Raw genomic sequence first — 19,507 nt, forward strand, 5'->3', positions numbered from 1 at the left:
GTCAGTGCGTTGTCTACGTCGCTGTCGTTGCCCAGGACATTGCCAGTGGCCGGGTTGTCTTCAGCCACGGTATTGGTGTCAGCGACCAGGACGGACGCATCGTCCACCGGGGTCACGGTGATATCCAGCGTCGAGCTGCTGCCGGTGCTGGTGACGTAGGTGACTTCGGGCACCTCGCCGTTCCAGTTCTGCACCGGAGTGAAGGTGTAGTTGCCGTTAGTGGCGACGGTCAGGACACCGACGCCGGCGATGACCGCGCTGGAGCCTGCGGTGAAGCTGCCAGTGACGCCAGCCACGCTGAAGCTGGCGACGGTCAGTGCGTTGTCTACGTCGCTGTCGTTGCCCAGGACATTGCCAGTGGCCGGGTTGTCTTCGGCCACGGTGTTGGTGTCCGCCACCAGGACGGACGCATCGTCCACCGGGGTGACGTCAGCGAAGTTGAGCTCGGCGGTGTCGGTGGTGGTGCCGTCGGTGACGGTGTAGGTCGCCGTCGGTACCGGACCGGTGTAGTTCGACGCCGGGGTGAAGGTGAAGCTGCCGTTGGCATTGATGACCAGCGAGCCAACGCCATTGATGGTGGAGGTATCGCCGGCCTGGTAGGTGGTGCCGTTCACTTCGAACTGGGTGACGGTCAGGCTGTCGCCATCGATGTCGCTGTCGTTGGTCAGCACATTGCCATTTACCGGGGTGTCCTCGGTGACCGCAATCGGGCCGTCGTTGGTGGCCAGCGGCGCATCGTTCACCGGGGTGACGGTGATGTTCAGCGTGGTCTCGCTGCCGGTGTTGGTGGTGTAAGTGACTTCAGGTACCGCGCCATTCCAGTTGGCCACCGGAGTGAAGGTGTAATTGCCATTGGCGGCGATGGTCAGGGTACCGACGCCGGCGATGACCGCGCTGGAGCCCGCGGTGAAGCTGCCGGTGACGCCGGATACGGTGAAGCTGGCAACGGTGAGCGTGTTATCCGCATCGCTGTCGTTGCCGAGCACGTTACCGGTAGCTGGATTGTCTTCGGCCACGGTGTTGCTGTCGGGGCTCAGGACCGAGGCATCGTCCACAGGGGTGACATCGGCGAAGTTCAGTTCGGCGGTATCGGTCGTGGTGCCGTCGCTGACCGTGTAGGTCGCGGTGGGTACCGGGCCGCTGTAGTTCGGCGCCGGAGTGAAGGTGTAGGAACCATTGGCATTGATGACCAGGGTGCCAACGCCGGTGAGGTTGGCGGTCTGGCCGGCGGTGTAGGTCGTGCCGCCCAACGTGAATTGGGTGACGGTGAGGGTATCGCCGTCGGAGTCGCGGTCGTTGGTCAGCACGTTTCCGGTGGCGGGCGTGTCCTCGGTGACCGCAGTCGGGCCATCGTTGGCTGCAACGGGGGCGTCGTTTACCGGATTCACGCCAATGGTGACGACGATGGTGTCGGTGCCGCCTTTGCCGTCATCGACGATGACCGTGAAGTTGTCGGTGCCGTTGAAGTTCGGGTTGGGCGTGTAGGTGTAGGAGCCATCCGGGTTGATCGCCACGGTGCCGTTGCGCGGGGCGTCGCCAGGCGCATAGGTGAGCGGGTCGCCATCGGGGTCGGTGGCCCCCAGCTGACCTGTGATCGGGGTGTCTTCGTCAGTGGTGATGCTGGCGTCCTGGCCTTGCGGGGACGAGTTGGGGCTATCTGGAATGTCAGGGGTGGGCTGCTGGCCATCATTCGACGGGAGCGTGGCATTCACGGTGGGAGTGCCGTCCTCTTCGACCAGCGCTGCGCCGGCCAGTGGCTCGGTTCCGGTCGAGAAGCCAATGGTTGGGTCGACCCGGTCACCCGTTGCATCCAGCATCACGAAACTATGGCCGCCACCGGCGGCACCACCACCAGCGCCACCCGCGCTCGGGCCGGCCGCAGTGGCTTCGAGTTCCTTGGTCGGGTCGACGCCGGCCTCGATGGCCTTCTGCAGTTGTGCAACGTCATCGGCGGGCGTCTGCGTGGCCGGCTGGGGCGCCTGGGCTCCAGTGCTGGCGTCCGCATCGGATTCGCTCCACTGGCTATCGCGGCCGAGGTCGACGGTGCGGCCATCGGTGAGTTCGAGCGTCACCATGCCTTCGAGGCCGGTCTGCAACTGATCGCCCTTGAAGAGTCTGTCGCCTTCGATGAGCAGGCGCTGGATACCCTCGGGCGACATGGCAAATACCTGGCCGACAATGCTTTTGACGATCGCAACAACACTGCTCATGGGGTGACTCTCCTGGAGTGGCTCTCAGCTGGCTTGTCGTCGCTGGGGGTCGTTCCGTCGACGACCAAGCGCAGGACTGACATTCCTTTTCTATAGTTTAAGACGTGGCATAAAGGTGGCGCCAATAAATTGGCTTATTACGATTGGCTATTGAAGATATGCCAAAGTATTGACCAATTGACTCCCATCCTAAACAATCGATTGCATGCTGTCACTTTGATATTCATTGATCGTCCCGTGCCGTAAAGTGTGACTTGTGTCACGCCGGCCAGGCCTCGACTAAAGGCCATTTCCGGTGAAGTTTCCGGACCTCCAATTCAACGAAAAGGATGCCAAGAACATGCGTCTGCGCTTCTCCACCGTTCTCCCGTTCGCCCTGGCTGTCAGCCTGCCCGCCCACGCCCAGAGCCTCTCCGAGGCAATGCAACGTGCCATGGATGCCCATCCGGAGATCCAGGCTGGGGTGAACAGCCGTCTGTCGGCCGACAAACAGCTTCTGGCTGCCAAGGGGGGGTATCTGCCTTCAGTGGACCTGCTGGGGGGATATGGCCGTGAGGGCACTGACAACACCACCACTCGCGCCACCGGCGACGACCACTGGAAGACCATGACCCGTGGTGAGTCCAGCCTGCGTCTTCAACAGATGGTGTTCGACGGCTTTGCCACCAAGAACGAGGTGGGCCGCCAGCAGGCCACCGTCAACTCCCGCGCCTACTCGTTGCTCGGTACTTCCGAGCGCACCGCGCTGGACGTGGCCCAGGTCTATATCGACGTGCTGCGCCGCCAGGAGATGGTGCGCCTGGCCCAGGAAAACCTGCGCAGCCACGAACGCATCTTCGACCAGATCACCCTGCGCAGTGAGCGTGGGGTAGGGCGCCTGGCCGACCAGGACCAGGCAGAAGCTCGCCTGGCCCAGGCTCGCAACAACCTGATCACCGAACAGACCAACCTGAGCGACGCTCGCACCAATTTCTACAGCGTCGTGGGCGTGGATCCGGTGGAACTCAGCGAGCCGGCTGGCCTGCCGGGGCAATTGCCGGAGTCCCTGGAGTCGGCTCGCCAGACCCTGCTTGCCAACAGCCCGATCCTGCGCTCCGCCGAGTCCGATGTCGCCGCTGCCGAGAAGCAGTATGACGCCGCCAAGTCCTTCTTCTATCCGCGTTTCGATGCCGAATTGTCCCGTGGAGCGGACAATGACCTGGACGGCGAAAACGGCCACGTCAACGAATGGCAGGCAATGTTGCGCATGCGTTACAACCTGTTCGCCGGTGGCAGCAACAAGGCTGACCTGGAGTCCAAGGCCTACCAGATCAACGAAGCGCTGGACATTCGCAACAACGCCCTGCGTGTGCTGAACGAGGAACTGGGCCTGTCCTGGAATGCCCTGAACAACGCCCGAGAGCAGGTGCCGATTGCCCAGCAGTACGTCGACTACAGCACCCGCGTGCGTGCGTCCTACCAGCAGCAATTCAGCATCGGCGAACGGACCTTGCTCGACCTGCTGGACAGCGAGAACGAACTCTTCACTGCCTCGCGTCGCTTGGTGGATCTGCGTTACACCGAGCTGTTTACTCAGTACCGCATCAAGGCGACCATAGGCGAGTTGCTGAAGAGCCAGGGAGTGGTGGCACCGATGGCAACGGTCGTACAGACCGAACTGAAGCCAGAGGCAACCCTTCCCGGCTTGAACTGAATCCCTGGATCCCACCTGAACCGCCGGGTCGAAGCGCCTGCTTCGCCCTGGCGTTGAGTCCGGCTCCAGGCAGAGTCTTTCGTAGAACCCAGAGCAGAGTGCCCAGGCGTGGATCCAGAAGTCAGCCCGATTCAACTCAATACCGATCCCCGTGGGCAGCATGACGACCCGTTGCTGGACTCGCTGCTATCCCTTTGTGTCCTGCACCGCAAGCCCGCCAACCGGGCCATGCTCACCAGTGGCCTGCCACTGCCTAAACAGCGCCTGACTGCCGAACTGCTGCCCCGCGCCGCGGCCCGTGCCGGTCTGCAGGGGCGCCTCCTGCAGCGCCGCCTGGAACAGATCCCGAAGATCGCCATGCCCGCGCTGCTGCTGCTCAAGGAAGGCCGTTGCGCGGTGATGCTCGGCTGGAGCGACGATGGAACTGCTCGCCTGCTGCTCAGCGAGAGCGATGGCGGCGAGGTGAAGGTTTCTCGCGAGTTGCTGCAGGAGGACTACAGCGGCCAGGTATTCTTCGCCCAACCCCAGCACAAGTACGACCTCAACCAGGGCAGCCTGATTCCGCGTACCCAGTCCTGGTTCCGCGACACCCTGAAGCGCTCGCGCTGGCTCTATATCGACGCCGTTGCCGCGAGCCTGCTGATCAACCTGATCGGGCTCGGCGCGCCGCTTTTCGTGATGAACGTATACGACCGCGTAGTGCCCAACCAGGCCGCCGCGACCCTCTGGGTGCTGGCCATCGGTATTTCTGGCGCCTACTTCTTCGACCTGCTGCTCAAGACCATGCGCGGCCTGTGCCTTGACCTGGCTGGCAAGAAGACCGACCTGATCATCTCCGCCACCTTGTTCGAGCGCATCGTCGGCATGGCGATGAAGTACCGCCCGATGCGGGTCGGCAGCTTTGCCCAGAACATCCATGAGTTCCAGACGCTACGGGACTTCCTGGCCTCGCTGACCCTGACCAGCGTCATCGACCTGCCGTTCACCCTGTTGATCCTGCTGGTGATTGGCCTGCTGGGCGGGCATCTGGTCTGGGTTCCGATCCTTGCCTTCCCGCTGGCCATGGGCATCAGCTGGTTGTTGCAGAAACCGCTGGTGGCAACCATGGATCGCACCATGGCGCTGGCCGCCGAACGTCAGTCGAGCCTGATCGAAACCCTCGCCGGTCTCGATGCGGTGAAGGTCAACAACGCCGAGAGCGACCGCCAGTACCTCTGGGAGCAGACCATCGGCACCCTTGGCCGCCTCGAGCTGCGGGTGAAGATGCTCTCCAGCCTGGCGATGAACCTGACGCTGATGATCCAGCAACTGGCCGGCGTTGTGATGATAGTGGCCGGTGTCTACCTGATCATGGCCGGCGACCTCAGCATGGGCGGGCTGATCGCCTGCTACATGCTCAACGGCCGTGCCCTTGGACCGCTGACCCAACTCTCCGGCCTGCTCACGCGCTATCAGCAGGCGCGCCTGACCATGATTTCCGTGGACCAGATGATGGACCTGCCCCAGGAGCGCCAGGAGGGCGAGCAACCGCTGGTCCGTTCCAAGCTGCAGGGCAGCCTTGAGCTGCGCCAGATCAGCTTCACCTACCCGCATCAGCAGATCCCGGCCCTGAGCGACGTCAACCTGATCATTCGCCCGGGCGAGAAGATCGGCATCATCGGCCGCAGCGGTTCCGGCAAGAGTTCCCTGGCCAAGCTGATCGTCGGGCTCTACCAGGCTGACTCCGGCAGCCTGCTGGTGGACGGCACCGATATTCGCCAGCTGGACGTCAGCGAGCTGCGCCACAACGTCGGTTACGTCCCCCAGGACATCCAGCTGTTCAGCGGTACCCTGCGCGACAACCTGATGTCTGGCGCCCGTTACGTGGAAGATGAATTGGTGTTGCAGGCGGCGGAACTGTCCGGCGTGCACGAATTCGCCCGGATGCACCCACAGGGCTATGAGCTGCAGGTCGGGGAGCGGGGGCAGAACCTCTCCGGCGGCCAGCGGCAGAACGTTGCCCTGGCGCGCGCCTTGCTGCTCGACCCGCCGATCCTGCTGCTCGACGAACCCACCAGTTCGATGGACAACCCTGGCGAGGAGCGCCTCAAGGAACGCCTTGCCTCGGTGATCGCCAACAAGACCCTGTTGCTGGTCACTCACCGCGCCTCGATGCTTTCGCTGGTGGATCGCCTGTTGATCATCGACCGTGGACGGGTCATTGCCGACGGCCCGAAGGAAGCGGTCATGGAAGCGCTGAAGAAGGGGCAGATCAGTGTCGCATAAGGGCTTCGGCGCGCTGCGCCAGTACTTCAAGGGCGGTGACTCGCTGTCCGACCAACCGCTGCCGGAGGTCAACAAGGCCCTGGTGGAAGATGCACCGCGCGTTGTGCGGCTGACCATCTGGACCCTCATCGGCTTCACCCTGTTCATGGCGCTCTGGGCGCACTTTGCCCAGGTGGATGAAGTCACCCGTGGCGAAGGGAAGGCGATTCCCTCCTCGAAGCTGCAGAAGGTGCAGAACCTGGAAGGCGGCATCGTGTCCGAGCTCTTCATCCGCGAGGGCCAGGTAGTGGAAGTGGGTGATCCGTTGCTGCGTCTGGACCCAACCCGTTTCGAGTCGAACGTCGGCGAGACCGAGGCTGACCGCAATGCCATGCAGCTGCGGGTCGAGCGCCTGAGCGCCGAGGTTGACGACCGCCCGCTGGAGATTTCCGAAGCGCTTCGCAACGTCGCCCCCGAGCAGGCGGACAGCGAGGACGCCCTGTACCGCAGTCGGCAGCAACAGCTTCAGGAAGAGGTGGCCGGCCTTGAGGAACAACTGGTGCAGCGCCGCCAGGAGCTGCAGGAGTTCATCTCCAAGCAGGGCCAATACCGCAACAGCCTGCAGCTGCTGCGTCAGGAGATCGCCATCTCTGAGCCCCTGGTGGCCCAGGGTGCGATCTCCAAGGTGGAAGTGTTGCGCTTGCGCCGTGCCGAAGTGGAGAACCGAGGCGAGCTGGAAGCCACTAGCCTGGCGATTCCCCGCGCCGAGTCAGCGATCAAGGAAGCTGAGCGCAAGATCGCCGAAACCCGCTCGCGCTTTCGCAGCGAGGCGCTGGCCCAGTTGAACGAGGCGCGTACCGAGCTGAACAAGGCCAATGCCACCGGCAAGGCCCTGGAGGACCGGGTCAAGCGCACCCTGGTCACCTCGCCGGTGCGGGGTATTGTCAAGCAGTTGCTGGTCAACACTATCGGTGGCGTGATCCAGCCGGGCAGCGACCTGGTGGAGATCGTGCCGCTGGACGACACGCTGCTGGTAGAAGCACGCATTCGGCCGCAGGACATTGCCTTCCTGCACCCCGGACAACGCGCCATGGTCAAGTTCACCGCCTATGACTTCACCATCTATGGCGGGCTGACCGCCGATCTGGAGCAGATCGGCGCGGACACCATTACGGACGAAGACGGCAACAGCTTCTACCTGATCAAGTTGCGCACCCAGAAGAGCCACCTGGGTAGCGACCAGAACCCGCTGCTGATCATTCCCGGCATGGTCGCTTCGGTGGATATCATGACCGGCAAGAAGAGCATCCTCAGCTACCTGCTCAAACCCATCGTCCGCGCCAAGGCAGAGGCTCTGCGCGAGCGCTGATCAGGCCTGTAGGGTGGATAGTGCTCTTCTATCCACCGCCTACGGTTTCCCGCCCAGCTCCTTCTGACCTCACTCCGCGAACAGCTTCTGCACCACCGAGAAATCCTTCTTGCCCTTGCCCTGCTTGAGCAGCAGGCGATAGAGCTGCAGCGCCAGGGCGCCCATGGGGGTGCTGGAGAGGCTGTGCTGCGCGGTCTCCTGGGCCAGGCCCAGGTCCTTGGTCATCAGCTCGGCCATGAAGCCGCCGTCGTAGTCCCTGCTCGCCGGCGCGTTGGGCATCACGCCCGGCCAGGGGTTGTAGCGTTCCAGCACCCAGTTGCCGCCCGAACTCTGGCGCATGATCTCGGCGAGGATGGCCGGGTCGAGGCCGTTGGCCACGCCCAGAGCCATGGACTCGGCGGTACCGATCATCTGCACCGCCAGCAACTGGTTGTTGCACACCTTGGCCACCTGGCCGGCGCCGTCGGGGCCGGCGTGGAAGATGTTCTTGCCCATGGCCTCGAAGACCGGCCGTGCCTTTTCCAGTGCCGCCGCTTCGCCGCCCACCATGAAGGTCAGGGTGCCCGCCGCCGCGCCGGCCGTGCCGCCCGATACTGGCGCATCCAGCAGCTCGATGCCGCGTGCCTTGGCCGCCGCATGCACCTTGCGTGCGGATTCGGGGGCGATGGTCGAGCATTCCAGCACCAGGCTCCCGGGGGCGATGGACTCCAGCAGGCCGTCGCTGCCGAGCAATAACCCTTCTACGTGTTTGCTGGCGGGCAGCATGGTGATCACCACCCGGGTACCGCTGACCGCGTCCCGCGCATCCCGTGCCGGCTTGGCGCCTTCGGCCGCGAGCTCGTCGATGGCGGCCTGCACCAGGTCGTAAACCCTGAGGTCATGGCCGGCCTTGAGCAGGTTGCGGGCCATAGGCAGGCCCATGTGGCCCAGTCCGATAAAGGCGATCTTGCTCATCGTGGTTCTCCTTGTCCGGTGCTGCGCGGTAGCGATCAGCGTCTCAGAGATCGTCCAGCGGGTGCCGGCCTTCCCAGACCGGCTCGAAATGGGCATCGATCACCGCACGGGGAATGGCCGCCACATCCGGCCAGTGCCAACGCGGCGCGTTGTCCTTGTCGATCAGCCGTGCGCGCACGCCTTCGGGGAATTCCGGGTGGCGGCAGCAGTTCAGGCTCATGGCGTACTCCATGCGGAATACGTCGGCGAGCGACAGGTGCTTCGCCCGGCGAATCTGCTCCCAGACCAGGTGGGCAGTGAGCGGGCAACCGGCGGCGAGTGTCTTGGCGGCGCGCGCCAGCGGCACGTCGCTGTCGTGCTGGAGGGCGGTCATGGCTTTCCAGGTCGCCGGCAGGTCAGCGACGTCCAGCAACTCATCGATGCGTTTGCGCCGCGGCAGCCACTGGGCTTCCGGCAACTGGCTGCGCGATTCGTGCTCCAGCGCCTTGAGCAGGCTGTTGAGCTGGGCGTTGGGCTGGTCTTGCCAGTTGAGCTGGACCAGGCCGGCGAGCAGGGCGTCTTGCTGGTCCTCCAGGAGAAATCGGTCGGCCAGGTCGAGATCCAGTGCGTCGTGGGCATTGATGGTTCCAGCGCCCAGGCCAAGGAAAAGGCCGAGCTTGCCGGGCAGGCGGGCGAGGAACCAGCTGCCGCCAACGTCGGGATAGAGGCCTATGTTGATTTCCGGCATCCCCAGGCGGCTGGACGGGGTGACGATGCGGATCGAGGCACCCTGCATCAGGCCCATGCCACCGCCCAGTACATGGCCATGGGCCCAGCAGATCAGCGGTTTGGGATAGGTGTGGATGCGGTGGTCGAGACGGTATTCGTCGGAGAAGAAGCGACCCGCGAGCGGCGGCACCACGCCGGGCTGCTCGCGGCAGGCGTCCACCAGCTTGCGCACGTCGCCGCCGGCGCAGAAGGCCTTGGGACCATTGCCGCGCAGCAGCACACAGACGATTTCCGGGTCTTCGGCCCAGGCGCGCAGTTTGGCGTCCAGGGCCTCGATCATCGGCAGGGACAGGGCGTTGAGGCTGGCCTCGGCGTCCAGGCTGGCGATGCCGATACGGGCCCCGTGCAGGCCGCTGCGTTCTTCGAAACTCACATTCATAGTCGTTCTCGTCCCGCGTTCGGTCATTTGTTGCGCCAGTGCGCGTCGCGTTTTTCCAGGAAGGCGTTGACGCCTTCGCGGGTGTCGTCGGCGTCGAACAGGTCGACGAAGCGCTCACGCTCTTCCGGCAGCCAGCCGTTCGGCCCACGCTCCCGTGCGCCCTGGATCAACGGTTTGATGGTGCGTACCGCAACCGGGCTCTGCCGCGCCACCTTGGCCGCCAGCAGCAGGGCAGTGCCGCGGGCTTCGCCGCTGTCCACCACCTGTTCCACCAGGCCAATGCTCAGGGCGGTTTCCGCATCCACGCGCTCACCGCACAGGATCATGCGCTTGGCCCAACCTTCGCCCACCAGCCAGGGCAGGGCCTGAGTACCGCCGGCGCAGGGCAGCAGGCCCACGGCGGCTTCGGGCAGGGCCATCTGCGCCTGGCGCTCGGCGATGCGGATGTCGCAGGCCAGGGCGCATTCCAGGCCGCCACCCATGGCGTAGCCGTTGATCGCGGCGATGGACACGCCACGGAAGTCGCGCAGGGCCTCGAAGGCCTCGCCGAAGCGCCGGGCCATTTCACGGGCGCGAGCCTTGTCGCCATCGGCGAAGAGATTGAGGTCGGCCCCGGCGCTGAAGAACTTCGGCCCCTGGCCGGTCACCACCAGGGCATAGATGTCGTCGTCGCGGTTGAGGTGCTCAATCAGTTGCTTGAGGCCGATCAGCGACTCGCGGTCCCAGGTGTTGGCCGGCGGGTGGTTGATAGTGATCAGCGCCGTGTGGCCGTGCTTCTCCACCGTCAGCTTGTGGGTCAGGTCGAAGATTCCGGGCTGGTAGGGTTCTACGGCAGTGCTCATGTGCATCTCCTTACAACAGACGGTCAAGGGTTCCGCCCTGTTCCAGTAAACGGCGCGCCACGATGACGCGCATGATTTCATTGGTGCCTTCGAGGATCTGGTGCACCCGGGTATCGCGCACCCAGCGCTCCAGAGGATAGTCGTTCAGGTAGCCATAGCCGCCGTGCAGCTGCAGGGCTTCGTTGCACAGCGCGAAGCACTGGTCGGTGGCAAAGCGCTTGGCCATGGCGCAGTAGAGGCTGGCCTCCGCGTGGCGCTGGTCCAGGCGGTGGGCGGCCAGACGCACCATCTGCCGGCTGGCGGTGAGTGCCGTGAGCATGTCGGCGAGCTTGAATTGCAAAGCCTGGAAATCGGCCAATGGCTTGCCGAACTGCTTGCGCTCCTCCACGTAGCGCAGGCTCTGTTCCAGGGCCGCCTGGGCGGCGCCAAGGGAACAGCTGGCAATGTTCAGGCGGCCGCCGTCCAGACCCTTCATGGCGTAGACGAAGCCTTCGCCTTCCGGGCCGATGCGATGGCCAGCCGGGATTCGCACCCCCTCGAACGTGATGGTACGGGTTGGCTGGGCACGCCAGCCCATCTTGTCTTCGTTGCGGCCGTAACGGATGCCTTCGGCATCGGCCGGCACCAGGAAGCAGGAGATGCCCTTGGCACCGTCCTGCCCGGTACGCGCCATGACGATCAGAACCTGGGTGCTGCCAGCGCCGGAGATGAAGCATTTGCTGCCGTCCAGCACGTAGTGGTCGCCGTCGCGGCGGGCGCGGGTACGCAGGTGGGCGGCATCGGACCCGGCATCCGGTTCGGTCAGGCAGTAGGAGGCCAGCAGCTCGCCGCTGATCAGTCCAGGCAGCCAGCGTGCCTTCAGCTCGCTATCGCCGAAGGAGGCGAGCATCCAGGCGGCCATGTTGTGGATGGTCAGGTAGGCGGTGGTGGCCACGCAGCCGGCGGCCAGTTGCTCGAAAATCAGCGCGGCCGACAGCCGGGACAGACCCAGGCCGCCATCGTTTTCGCTGATATACAGCCCCAGGTAACCCTGTTCGGCGGCTCGGCGGATCACCTCCAGCGGGAAGTGATGGTCGCGGTCCCACTCGGCTGCGTGAGGGGTGAGTTCATGGCTGGCAAAGGCGCGGGCGCTGTCCACCAGCAGGCGTTGTTCTTCGGTGAGGTCGAAATCCATGGATCGTCTGCCTGTGCTCGGTTCCGTGGCGATGCTGCGCACCGCTTGGCGAATGAGTTCGCCCCTACTTCAGGTGGATGGTCATGTTCGGGCCGGTGACCGGTGTGTCATCGAACCAGCGCGTCGTGACCGTCTTGGTTTCGGTGTAAAAGCGCACCGCCTGCTTGCCATAGGCGTGCAGGTCGCCATAGAACGAACCCTTCCAGCCAGTGAAGGAGAAGAAGGGCAGGGGTACCGGAATGGGAACATTGATCCCCACCTGGCCGACCTCAATCGCGTGCTGGAAGTGCCGCGCGGCCCCGCCGGAGCGCGTGAACAGGCTGGTGCCGTTGCCGTAGGGGTTGGCGTTGACCAGGGCGATGGCCTCTTCCAGGGTGTCTGCCTCCATGCACAGCAGCACCGGGCCGAAGATCTCCTCACGGTAGAGGCCCATCTTCGCCGTCACGCCGCGGAACAGCGTGGGGCCCAGCCAGTTGCCGTTCGGGTAGCCCGGCACTTCGCATTGAGAACCGTCCAGCAGGCATTCGGCGCCTTCGGCCTTGCCCTCGGCGATCAGCCGCAGTACGCGCTGGCGAGCCTGTTGGCTGATCAAAGGGCCGAAGGCCGAATGGGCATCTTTCCAGTGGCCGGGGCGCAGCTCGGCCATCTGCGCAGCCAGTTCGGGAATCCACTGGCGCGCCTCTCCCACGAAGATCGCCACGCTGATGGCCATGCAGCGCTGGCCGGCGGCACCGCAACTGGCGCCGATCAGATTGCTCAGCACCTGGTCCTTGTGGGCGTCGGGCAGTACCACCATGTGGTTCTTGGCGCCGGCAAAGGCCTGTACCCGTTTCAGGTGGGCGGTGCCTGTGCGGTAGATGTGCTGGCCTACCGGCACCGAGCCGACGAAGGAGATGGCACGTACGTCGGGATGGGTGAGCAGGGCGTCCACCTGCTCGCGGCCGCCGTGGATAACCTGCAGCACGCCCTTGGGCGCGCCGGCTTCGATGAAGAGCTCGGCGAGTCGGTTGGGGGTCAGCGGGTCTTGCTCGGACGGCTTGAGGACGAAGGTGTTGCCGCAGGCGATGGCCAGCGGAAACATCCACAGCGGGATCATCGCCGGGAAGTTGAAGGGGGTGATACCGACGCATACGCCCAGCGGCTGTACCCAGCTGGCCGTGTCGATCTCGCGGGCGACGTTCTCTACCGTCTCGCCCATCATCAGGCTGGCCACGTTAGCGGCGTGTTCGGCCACTTCGATTCCGCGCCAGACGTCGCCCTTGGCATCGGCGAAGGTCTTGCCGGTTTCACTGGCCAGCAGCTCGGCCAGTTCGTCGTGATGGTCCTTGAGCAGTTGCTGGTAGCGCAGCATCAGCCGGGCGCGCTCCGGCACCGGGACTTCGCGCCAGCTCTGGAAGGCATTCTTGGCGCTGGCGACAGCGGCCTCGATCTCCTCGGCAGTGGCCTTGGGCGCAAGGGCCAGGACCTCCTGGGTTGCCGGGTCAGTGACTTCGATCAGCTCGCGGGCGCGGCTTTCGCGCCATTCACCGCCGATCAGTTGTGGAAGTGTCCTGGCCATCTGGTCCTCCACCCGTAAGACGGGACCTTGTCGTTTCTTGCTTTTATAGCGGCCGCCGAACCAATTGTGGATTGACGATCTTGGTTGTGGGATGGACGATCTTGGTATTGCAGGCCACTACAAGAACGACCATGAGCCGCTCCGTCGAGACATCCAACTGGCCCCTGCCGGCGAACGGCGTGCGCTTCACCACGCCGCCCCGGCTTCGCCGTCTGCTGGCCCGTCATCCGTTGACTTGCGCTTGTTATCCACTGGCCCTGGGCTACTACCCGGAGGCCTTGGGGCACCGTATGGAACGCCTTGAACCCGAAGACAGCCTGCTGATCTACTGCCGCTCCGGGCAGGGTTGGCTGGAAAGCGGGGATGGACGATTCGAGGTGGCAGGGGGTGACCTGCTGCTGTTGCCCAAGGGCCGTGCCCATGCCTATGGGGCAGATGCACAGCGCCCCTGGAGCATCTACTGGGTGCATTTCGAAGGCGAGTTGGTGGAGGACTACCTGCGCCCCCTGGGCCAGTCGGCCATGCGCCGGATAGGCGTGCAGCCGAGGTTGCTGGCGGACCTGGATGGCCTGCTGGGACTGCGCAAGCAAGGCTTGAACCTGCCGCATTTCGTCCATGCCGCCCATCAGTTGCAGACCCTGCTGACCTCCCTGGCGGTACTGCCGGTGCGGGGCTATCTCAAGTCCGGCCGGGTGCTGGACGTGGACGCGGTACAGGCGGTGATGCGTGCCCATCTTCACGACAGCCTCAAGCTCGACCAGTTGGCGGCGCAGTTCAAGCTGTCGCGCTTCCACTTCGCCAAGACCTACCGAGCCCTGACCGGCCATGCGCCGATCCAGGACTTCATTCAACTGAAAATGGCCCATGCCTGCCGCCTTCTCGACGAAGGCGATCAGGGGGTAAAGCAGATCGCCGAGCAGTTGGGTTACGAGGACGTCTACTACTTCTCGCGGCTGTTCCGGAAGGTGGTGGGGATGGCACCCAGTCATTACCGGGCCTTGCACCAGGGGTGATTGGGTGGAGCAGAACCCTGTGGGGCGAATTCATTCGCCAAACAGGCCGAAGGGCTGCCTCCCAAGCCTTTGAAAACCCACCATCCCTCACCTCCGGCCCATACTTTCCCGGCGGGTGAAGAGGGAGCGCTGCGAACAAGCTCGTCAGTCGGTCTCCACCGGGCGCCCACCCAGCAACTTCATCCACAACGCCACGACTTCCGCCAGTTCGGCGCGCAGTACCTGCGGTGCCGGCAGCTCCATGCGCTGGTAGGCGGGCAGCCGGGCCAGGCGATCATCGTCGCGGGGTTCTTCCAGTAATTGGCTGGCGACCTGCACAACGTCCGCCAGATCCACCGGGCCTTTGTGCTGGCGGCACCAGTCGCGGCGCAGGCGGGCGCAGTCCTGCAGGTTGCCGGGAAGCTTCCAGGCGGTGAGCAGCAGCACGCCCAGTTCGGCGGAGAGTTGTTCACAGAGACGCTGCAGGTCGACTTCCAGGCGTGACACTTGTGGCCATTGGTGCAGTTCCTTCAGCAGCGGCAGGCTGCCGACGTCCTGCAGCAGGCCGGCCAGCAGGGCGTCTTCTGCTTCCAGGTGGGGCAGGTGTTGCGCCAGGCCGGCGCTCAAGGCTGCGCGTTGCAGGCTGAGACGCCAGCGCTTGTTGAAGACTTTTTCCAGGCTAGGTTCGCTGCCCTCGTACAGCTGCCGCAGTTCAAAGGCCAGCACCAGGTTGGCCAGACGCCTGCCGTCCAGTTGCTGGACCACGTCCGTCAATTGCGCGCCGGGGTGGATGTGGCCGAGCAGGGGCAGGCTGGCGAATTCCTTCAGGCGATCGGCCAGCGCGGGACAGGCCTCCAGGAGGGCGCTGGCTTGTTCGTGGTTGGCCGCGTCCGCCGTCTGCAGCTGGCGCAAGCGCAGGGAGACCCCCGGCATCGGCGGCAATGCACCGGCGTCCTTGAGAAAGCGCTCGTAGAGCGCGAGTTTCACGTTGTCGTGACGGTTGTCCATGTGGGATTGCTCCTGGCGTCCTTGATTGACAAGGGTAGTGGGCATTTCTTAGGGTGCCCGACCATCGGGCGGGAAGCGCCCCGGCAACCGCCACGGAACAGATAAAGCGATGACTGAAAGCGACGACCGGATCAAGCTCGAAGCGAGCTGGAAAGAAGCCCTGCGAGATGAGTTCGATAAACCCTACATGCAGGCCCTGAGTGAGTTCCTGCGCCAGGAGAAGGCCGCCGGCAAGGTGATCTTCCCGCCGGGACCGCTGATCTTCAATGCGCTGAACTCCACGCCGCTGGAGCGGGTGAAGGTGGTGATCATCGGCCAGGACCCCTACCACGGCCCGGGTCAGGCCCATGGCTTGTGCTTCTCGGTGCAGCCGGGCGTGCCGGCGCCGCCGTCCCTGCAGAACATCTACAAGGAACTCAAGCGCGACCTGAACATCGAGATTCCGTCCCACGGCTACCTGCAGTCCTGGGCCGATCAAGGCGTGCTGATGCTCAACACCTCCCTTACCGTCGAACAGGCCCGCGCCGGCTCCCATGCCGCTGCCGGCTGGCAGCCTTTCACCGACAAGGTGATCGAGGTGGTCAGCCAGAGTCGTCCGCGCCTGGTGTTCCTGCTCTGGGGTTCCCACGCGCAAGGCAAGGAGCGCCTGATCGACCCCACCAAACACCTGATCCTGAAATCGGCGCATCCGTCGCCACTGTCGGCGTACCGGGGCTTTCTCGGCAACGGCCACTTCAGCCGCTGCAACAAATTCCTGGCCCAGCATGGGCTGGAGCCCATCGAATGGAGCCTGCCCGCGCTCTGAGCGCTCTGAGCGGTCAGCGCGGGTAGCAGGCCAGGCCGCGCAGGTCGCTGGCCAGGTCGGCCAGGCGATTGTCCAGGTGCTGGCGCTGGTCCGTCTCGGCCTGGTTGAACAGGTCCGCAAGCAGGCTGGCGAAGGCCTGGAGCTGCTGGGTCTCGAAGGTCCGGAACGCTGCGGTCCCGTGGGTTTTCGGGGACTGCAGCAGGCTGGTCAGCTGCGCCTGGAAGTCGGGGTTGTGACGCGCGTACAAGGTGCGGCGTAGGGCCAATTGCCAGGCCTGGCGATTCTCCATCCAGATCCGGTTGTACTCGCCCTGGGCTTTTGACCACTCGGCGATCCTTGTCCGCTGGCGGGCTGTGGCCCGGCCCATCCAGTCCTCAACCCGCTCCACCATGCGCTGGGTGCGTTGGTCCACCTGCTCGGTCATGGATGGCGCCAGGTACTCGTCGTGCAGCGCCTCGTTCTTCTCGTCCATGGCGACATAAAGCTCACCCACTTGCCTGGGGCTCAGGCTTTCGGTCAGCCCGACCACGGTTGGCGTGATTTCAACGGATATGCGCTTGATCGAGCCCTGCACATTGTCGATCCAGCCTTGCACCGTGGTTGGCTCCAGGTGCGGTTGCTTCGCCTGGAGGCGGACGCTTTCCAGCCAGTCGACATAGATCGGTAGTTGCGTACGGCAATGCCATGCCAGGTGCTGTTGCAGGTGACTGTCCAACCATTGCACCTGTCGGTCGTCGAGCGTGACGTAGCTCTTGACCCACAGGGGGATGATCAGGTCCAGGTTGCGGTAGGCCAGGTCGAGACGGCTGCAGGAGGCCAGCAGCAAGGCGGTGGCGAACAGCAGGAGACGAAGCGGTGCGATGCGTCCGGACATGGCGGTCAGCCTTGGCAACCATCGGATAGGAAGAGCATAGGCGCGTCTTGTTGCGAATGATTTCGCACCCGCAACCGGATGTTGCCGGAGAAAAAGAGCCCGCACGAGGCGGGCTAAGCGTGGGTCTCTTGCTTTTGCCAGCGCCGGAACACTGGCTCGGCGAGGAACAACACAAGCAGCAGTCGCAGTACCTGCAGGGCGGTGACCAGAGGCACCGACAATTGCAGCGCTTCAGCGGTGAGGCTGAGTTCGGCGATGCCGCCCGGCATCATGCCCAGCATCAGCGAACGGTGGTCGAGCCCGTCCAGCCAGCCCAGCAGCTCTGCAGCCACGGCGGCGAAGGCCATGCCCAGGGAGGTGGCCAGCAGTGTGCGGGCGATGAAGGAGGGCGCGCGGCGGAAGAACGCGCGATCGAAATGGCAGCCCAGGGCACTGCCGATCAGCCACTGGCCGAGTTGGCTGGCGCCTTGCGGCAGGCCCAACTGCAGGTCGAAGCCGATGCTCATGGCGGCGCTGACCAGCAGCGGGCCGATCAGCCAGGGGTTGGGTTGGTGGAAGCGCTGCATCAACGCAGCCAGCAGCGCGCCACTGGCCAACAGCGCCACAAGCCAGCTCCAGTCCACGGTTGCGGCCTGGTGCTGGACGGCGGGAACGCCGAGAAAGAACTGGAACAGCGCCGGCACGCTCAGCACCACCAGCAGCAGGCGCAGGCTCTGGCCGGCAGCGACGCGGCTGAGTACAGCGCCGTTACGCTGGCCTAGGTTGACCATCTCACTGGCGCCGCCCGGCATGCTGGCGAAGAAGGCGGTGGCGCGGTCCTCGCCGCTGCGCAGCATCAGGCTGATGCCAATGACGCTGGAAAGGGTGGTGGCCACGGCCCCGATCAGGATGATCGCGCTGTTGGCCAGCACCTGTTCGATCACGGCCGGAGTGAAATGCAGGCCGATGCCCGCGCCCACGATCCACTGACCGCACTTACGTCCGCCAGGGACTTCCGCCAGTGGCAGATTGCCGATGCAGCGTACGGCGATCACCGCCAGTAGCGAGCCCACCATCCACGGCAGCGGCCAGCCAACCAGGCTGGCCAGCCAGCCGCCAGCGGCACCCACCAGCGGCGTCAGCAGCCACTTAGGCATGGGCCAGCTTCGCCTTGGCCCGAGCGCGCATCCAGCGAATCCCCGGCAACGCCAGCATGATCGCCGTCAGCACCCAGAGCGCGATGGTGATCGGGCTGCTCCAGAGAATGCCGAGGTCGCCATTGGTGATGGACAGGGCACGGCGCAGGTTGGATTCCATCAGCTCGCCCAGGACGAAACCGAGGATCAGCGATGACAGCGGGAAGTCCATCTTGCGCAGCAGGTAGCCGAACACGCCGAGGGCGGCCATCAGCACCAGGTCGAAGGTGGTGCTGTGAACGGCATACACGCCGACGACGCTGACGATGGTGATCGCCGGCACCAGGATCCAGGTCGGCACGCTGAGCATGCGCGCGAACAGGCCCACCAGCGGGATGTTCATCACCAGCAGGATGACGTTGCCGATGAACAGCGACGCGATCAGGCCCCAGACCACGTCGGGCTGCTGCTCGAACAGCAGCGGACCGGGGGTGATGTTGTAGAGGGTCAGGGCGCCGATCATCACGGCGGTGGTGCCCGAGCCCGGCACGCCGAGGGTCAGCATGGGGATCAGCGAGCCACAGGCCGAGGCGTTGTTGGCCGCTTCCGGAGCGGCCACGCCGCGCAGGTCGCCTTCACCGAAGCGGCCACTGCTGCCGGCCATGCGCTTCTCGCTCATGTAGGTGATGGCGCTGGCGATGGTGGCACCGGCACCCGGCAGCACGCCGATGACGAAACCGGCCAGGGAACTGCGCACGCTGCTCCACCAGGTAAAGGAAAACTCCTTGAAGTTGAACAGCATGCGCCCGCTGGCCTTGACCGCCTGCTGACCGGTGGCGGTGTGTTCGAGCATCAGCAGCACTTCGCTGACGCTGAACAGGCCGATTACCACGATCACGAACTGGATGCCGTCGGAGAGACCGACGCTGTCGAAGGTGAAGCGGTAGACCCCGGTCGTGGCGTCCACGCCGACCGTGGCCAGGCCCAGTCCGATGAGCGCCGAGAGCAGGGTTTTCACCGGCTTGTCGCCGACCATGCCGCCCAGGCAGGCAATGGCGAAGACCATCAGTACGAAGTACTCCGCCGGGCCGAAGGCTACCGCCCAGTTGGCCAGGATCGGCGCGAAGAGCACCACGCCCATGGTGGCAATGGTGCTGCCGATGAAGGAGCTCATGGCCGACAGCGACAGGGCGATGCCGCCCTTGCCCTGACGCGCCAGGGGGTAGCCGTCGAGGGTGGTCATGATGGCGGCGGCGTCGCCGGGTACGTTGAGCAGGATCGCCGAGATGCGTCCGCCGTACTCGCAGCCCAGGTACACGGCGGCCAGCAGGATCAACGCGGTCTCCGGCGGCAGGCCGAGGGCGAAGGCCAGGGGCAACAGGATGGCCACGCCATTGATCGGGCCGAGGCCCGGCAAGAGGCCGACGACGGTGCCTACGAAGGCGCCGAACAGCGCCACCAGGAGGTTGATCGGGCGCAGGGCGACGTCGAAGCCCTGGGCCAGGAAGTTGAGGGTTTCCAT

At 64.7% G+C, this 19,507-nt stretch carries 15 protein-coding genes; 5 read left to right on the top strand and 10 right to left on the bottom strand.

Annotated elements, in window-relative coordinates; genetic code table 11:
* The coding region (locus tag AAHM40_RS11420) for a retention module-containing protein (protein ID WP_342244747.1) at positions 1-2,210 on the bottom strand (2,210 nt) is incomplete at its 3' end.
* 340 nt (positions 2,211-2,550) lie between these two features.
* Here AAHM40_RS11420 and AAHM40_RS11425 point away from each other — a divergent pair.
* From AAHM40_RS11425 to AAHM40_RS11435, 3 genes are all read left to right on the top strand, one after another.
* Positions 2,551-3,903: a TolC family outer membrane protein gene (locus AAHM40_RS11425; protein WP_342244748.1), complete on the top strand. Its 1,353-nt coding sequence runs from the start codon at positions 2,551-2,553 to the stop codon at positions 3,901-3,903.
* Between the two features lie 108 nt (positions 3,904-4,011).
* Positions 4,012-6,168 (top strand): type I secretion system permease/ATPase, encoded by a 2,157-nt coding sequence (locus AAHM40_RS11430; RefSeq protein WP_342244749.1) that lies wholly within the window; start codon positions 4,012-4,014, stop codon positions 6,166-6,168.
* Positions 6,158-7,516, top strand: a complete 1,359-nt coding sequence (locus AAHM40_RS11435) for an HlyD family type I secretion periplasmic adaptor subunit (RefSeq protein WP_342244750.1) — start codon at positions 6,158-6,160, stop codon at positions 7,514-7,516. The genes AAHM40_RS11430 and AAHM40_RS11435 overlap by 11 nt, the downstream gene beginning before the upstream one ends.
* 69 nt (positions 7,517-7,585) lie before the next feature.
* Here AAHM40_RS11435 and mmsB read toward each other — a convergent pair whose 3' ends face one another.
* From mmsB to AAHM40_RS11460, 5 genes are all read right to left on the bottom strand, one after another.
* Entirely contained in the window at positions 7,586-8,470 is an 885-nt protein-coding gene (gene mmsB / locus AAHM40_RS11440; protein ID WP_342244751.1) for a 3-hydroxyisobutyrate dehydrogenase, read from the bottom strand.
* A gap of 43 nt (positions 8,471-8,513) precedes the next feature.
* Positions 8,514-9,617: an enoyl-CoA hydratase/isomerase family protein gene (locus AAHM40_RS11445; protein WP_342244752.1), complete on the bottom strand. Its 1,104-nt coding sequence runs from the start codon at positions 9,615-9,617 to the stop codon at positions 8,514-8,516.
* A 23-nt stretch (positions 9,618-9,640) separates the two neighbouring features.
* On the bottom strand, positions 9,641-10,459 hold the full coding sequence (locus AAHM40_RS11450; RefSeq protein WP_342244753.1) for an enoyl-CoA hydratase: 819 nt from the start codon (positions 10,457-10,459) through the stop codon (positions 9,641-9,643).
* A 10-nt stretch (positions 10,460-10,469) separates the two neighbouring features.
* Positions 10,470-11,633, bottom strand: a complete 1,164-nt coding sequence (locus AAHM40_RS11455) for an isobutyryl-CoA dehydrogenase (RefSeq protein WP_342244754.1) — start codon at positions 11,631-11,633, stop codon at positions 10,470-10,472.
* Positions 11,634-11,697: 64 nt separating this feature from the next.
* Positions 11,698-13,191, bottom strand: a complete 1,494-nt coding sequence (locus AAHM40_RS11460; protein WP_342244755.1) for a CoA-acylating methylmalonate-semialdehyde dehydrogenase — start codon at positions 13,189-13,191, stop codon at positions 11,698-11,700.
* 131 nt (positions 13,192-13,322) lie between these two features.
* On the opposite strand from AAHM40_RS11460, the gene AAHM40_RS11465 reads away from it, so the two are divergent.
* The gene (locus AAHM40_RS11465) at positions 13,323-14,204 is read left to right on the top strand and encodes an AraC family transcriptional regulator (protein WP_342244756.1); all 882 of its coding nucleotides are present in this window, start codon (positions 13,323-13,325) and stop codon (positions 14,202-14,204) included.
* Positions 14,205-14,348: 144 nt separating this feature from the next.
* Here the strand turns inward: AAHM40_RS11465 and AAHM40_RS11470 are convergent, their stop codons facing one another.
* Positions 14,349-15,191 carry an HDOD domain-containing protein gene (locus AAHM40_RS11470; protein ID WP_342244757.1) on the bottom strand — a complete coding sequence of 281 codons (843 nt, stop codon included), beginning with the start codon at positions 15,189-15,191 and terminating at the stop codon, positions 14,349-14,351.
* A gap of 109 nt (positions 15,192-15,300) precedes the next feature.
* Here AAHM40_RS11470 and ung point away from each other — a divergent pair, with 109 nt between their 5' ends.
* A complete protein-coding gene (ung, locus tag AAHM40_RS11475; protein ID WP_028626333.1) occupies positions 15,301-15,996 on the top strand; it encodes a uracil-DNA glycosylase in 696 nt (231 codons plus the stop codon).
* 13 nt (positions 15,997-16,009) lie between these two features.
* Here ung and AAHM40_RS11480 read toward each other — a convergent pair whose 3' ends face one another.
* The 3 genes from AAHM40_RS11480 to AAHM40_RS11490 all read right to left on the bottom strand — a co-directional run bounded on the left by AAHM40_RS11480 (position 16,010) and on the right by AAHM40_RS11490 (position 19,507).
* Positions 16,010-16,870, bottom strand: a complete 861-nt coding sequence (locus tag AAHM40_RS11480) for a DUF6279 family lipoprotein (protein WP_342244758.1) — start codon at positions 16,868-16,870, stop codon at positions 16,010-16,012.
* Positions 16,871-16,983: 113 nt separating this feature from the next.
* Positions 16,984-18,006, bottom strand: coding sequence for an AbrB family transcriptional regulator (locus tag AAHM40_RS11485; protein WP_342244759.1), 1,023 nt, complete (start codon positions 18,004-18,006; stop codon positions 16,984-16,986).
* Positions 17,999-19,507, bottom strand: coding sequence for a tripartite tricarboxylate transporter permease (locus AAHM40_RS11490; protein ID WP_342244760.1), 1,509 nt, complete (start codon positions 19,505-19,507; stop codon positions 17,999-18,001). The genes AAHM40_RS11485 and AAHM40_RS11490 overlap by 8 nt, the downstream gene beginning before the upstream one ends.

This window comes from Pseudomonas sp. OTU5201 (genome assembly GCF_038440135.1).
In the GTDB taxonomy this organism is placed as follows: Bacteria; Pseudomonadota; Gammaproteobacteria; order Pseudomonadales; family Pseudomonadaceae; genus Metapseudomonas; species Metapseudomonas resinovorans.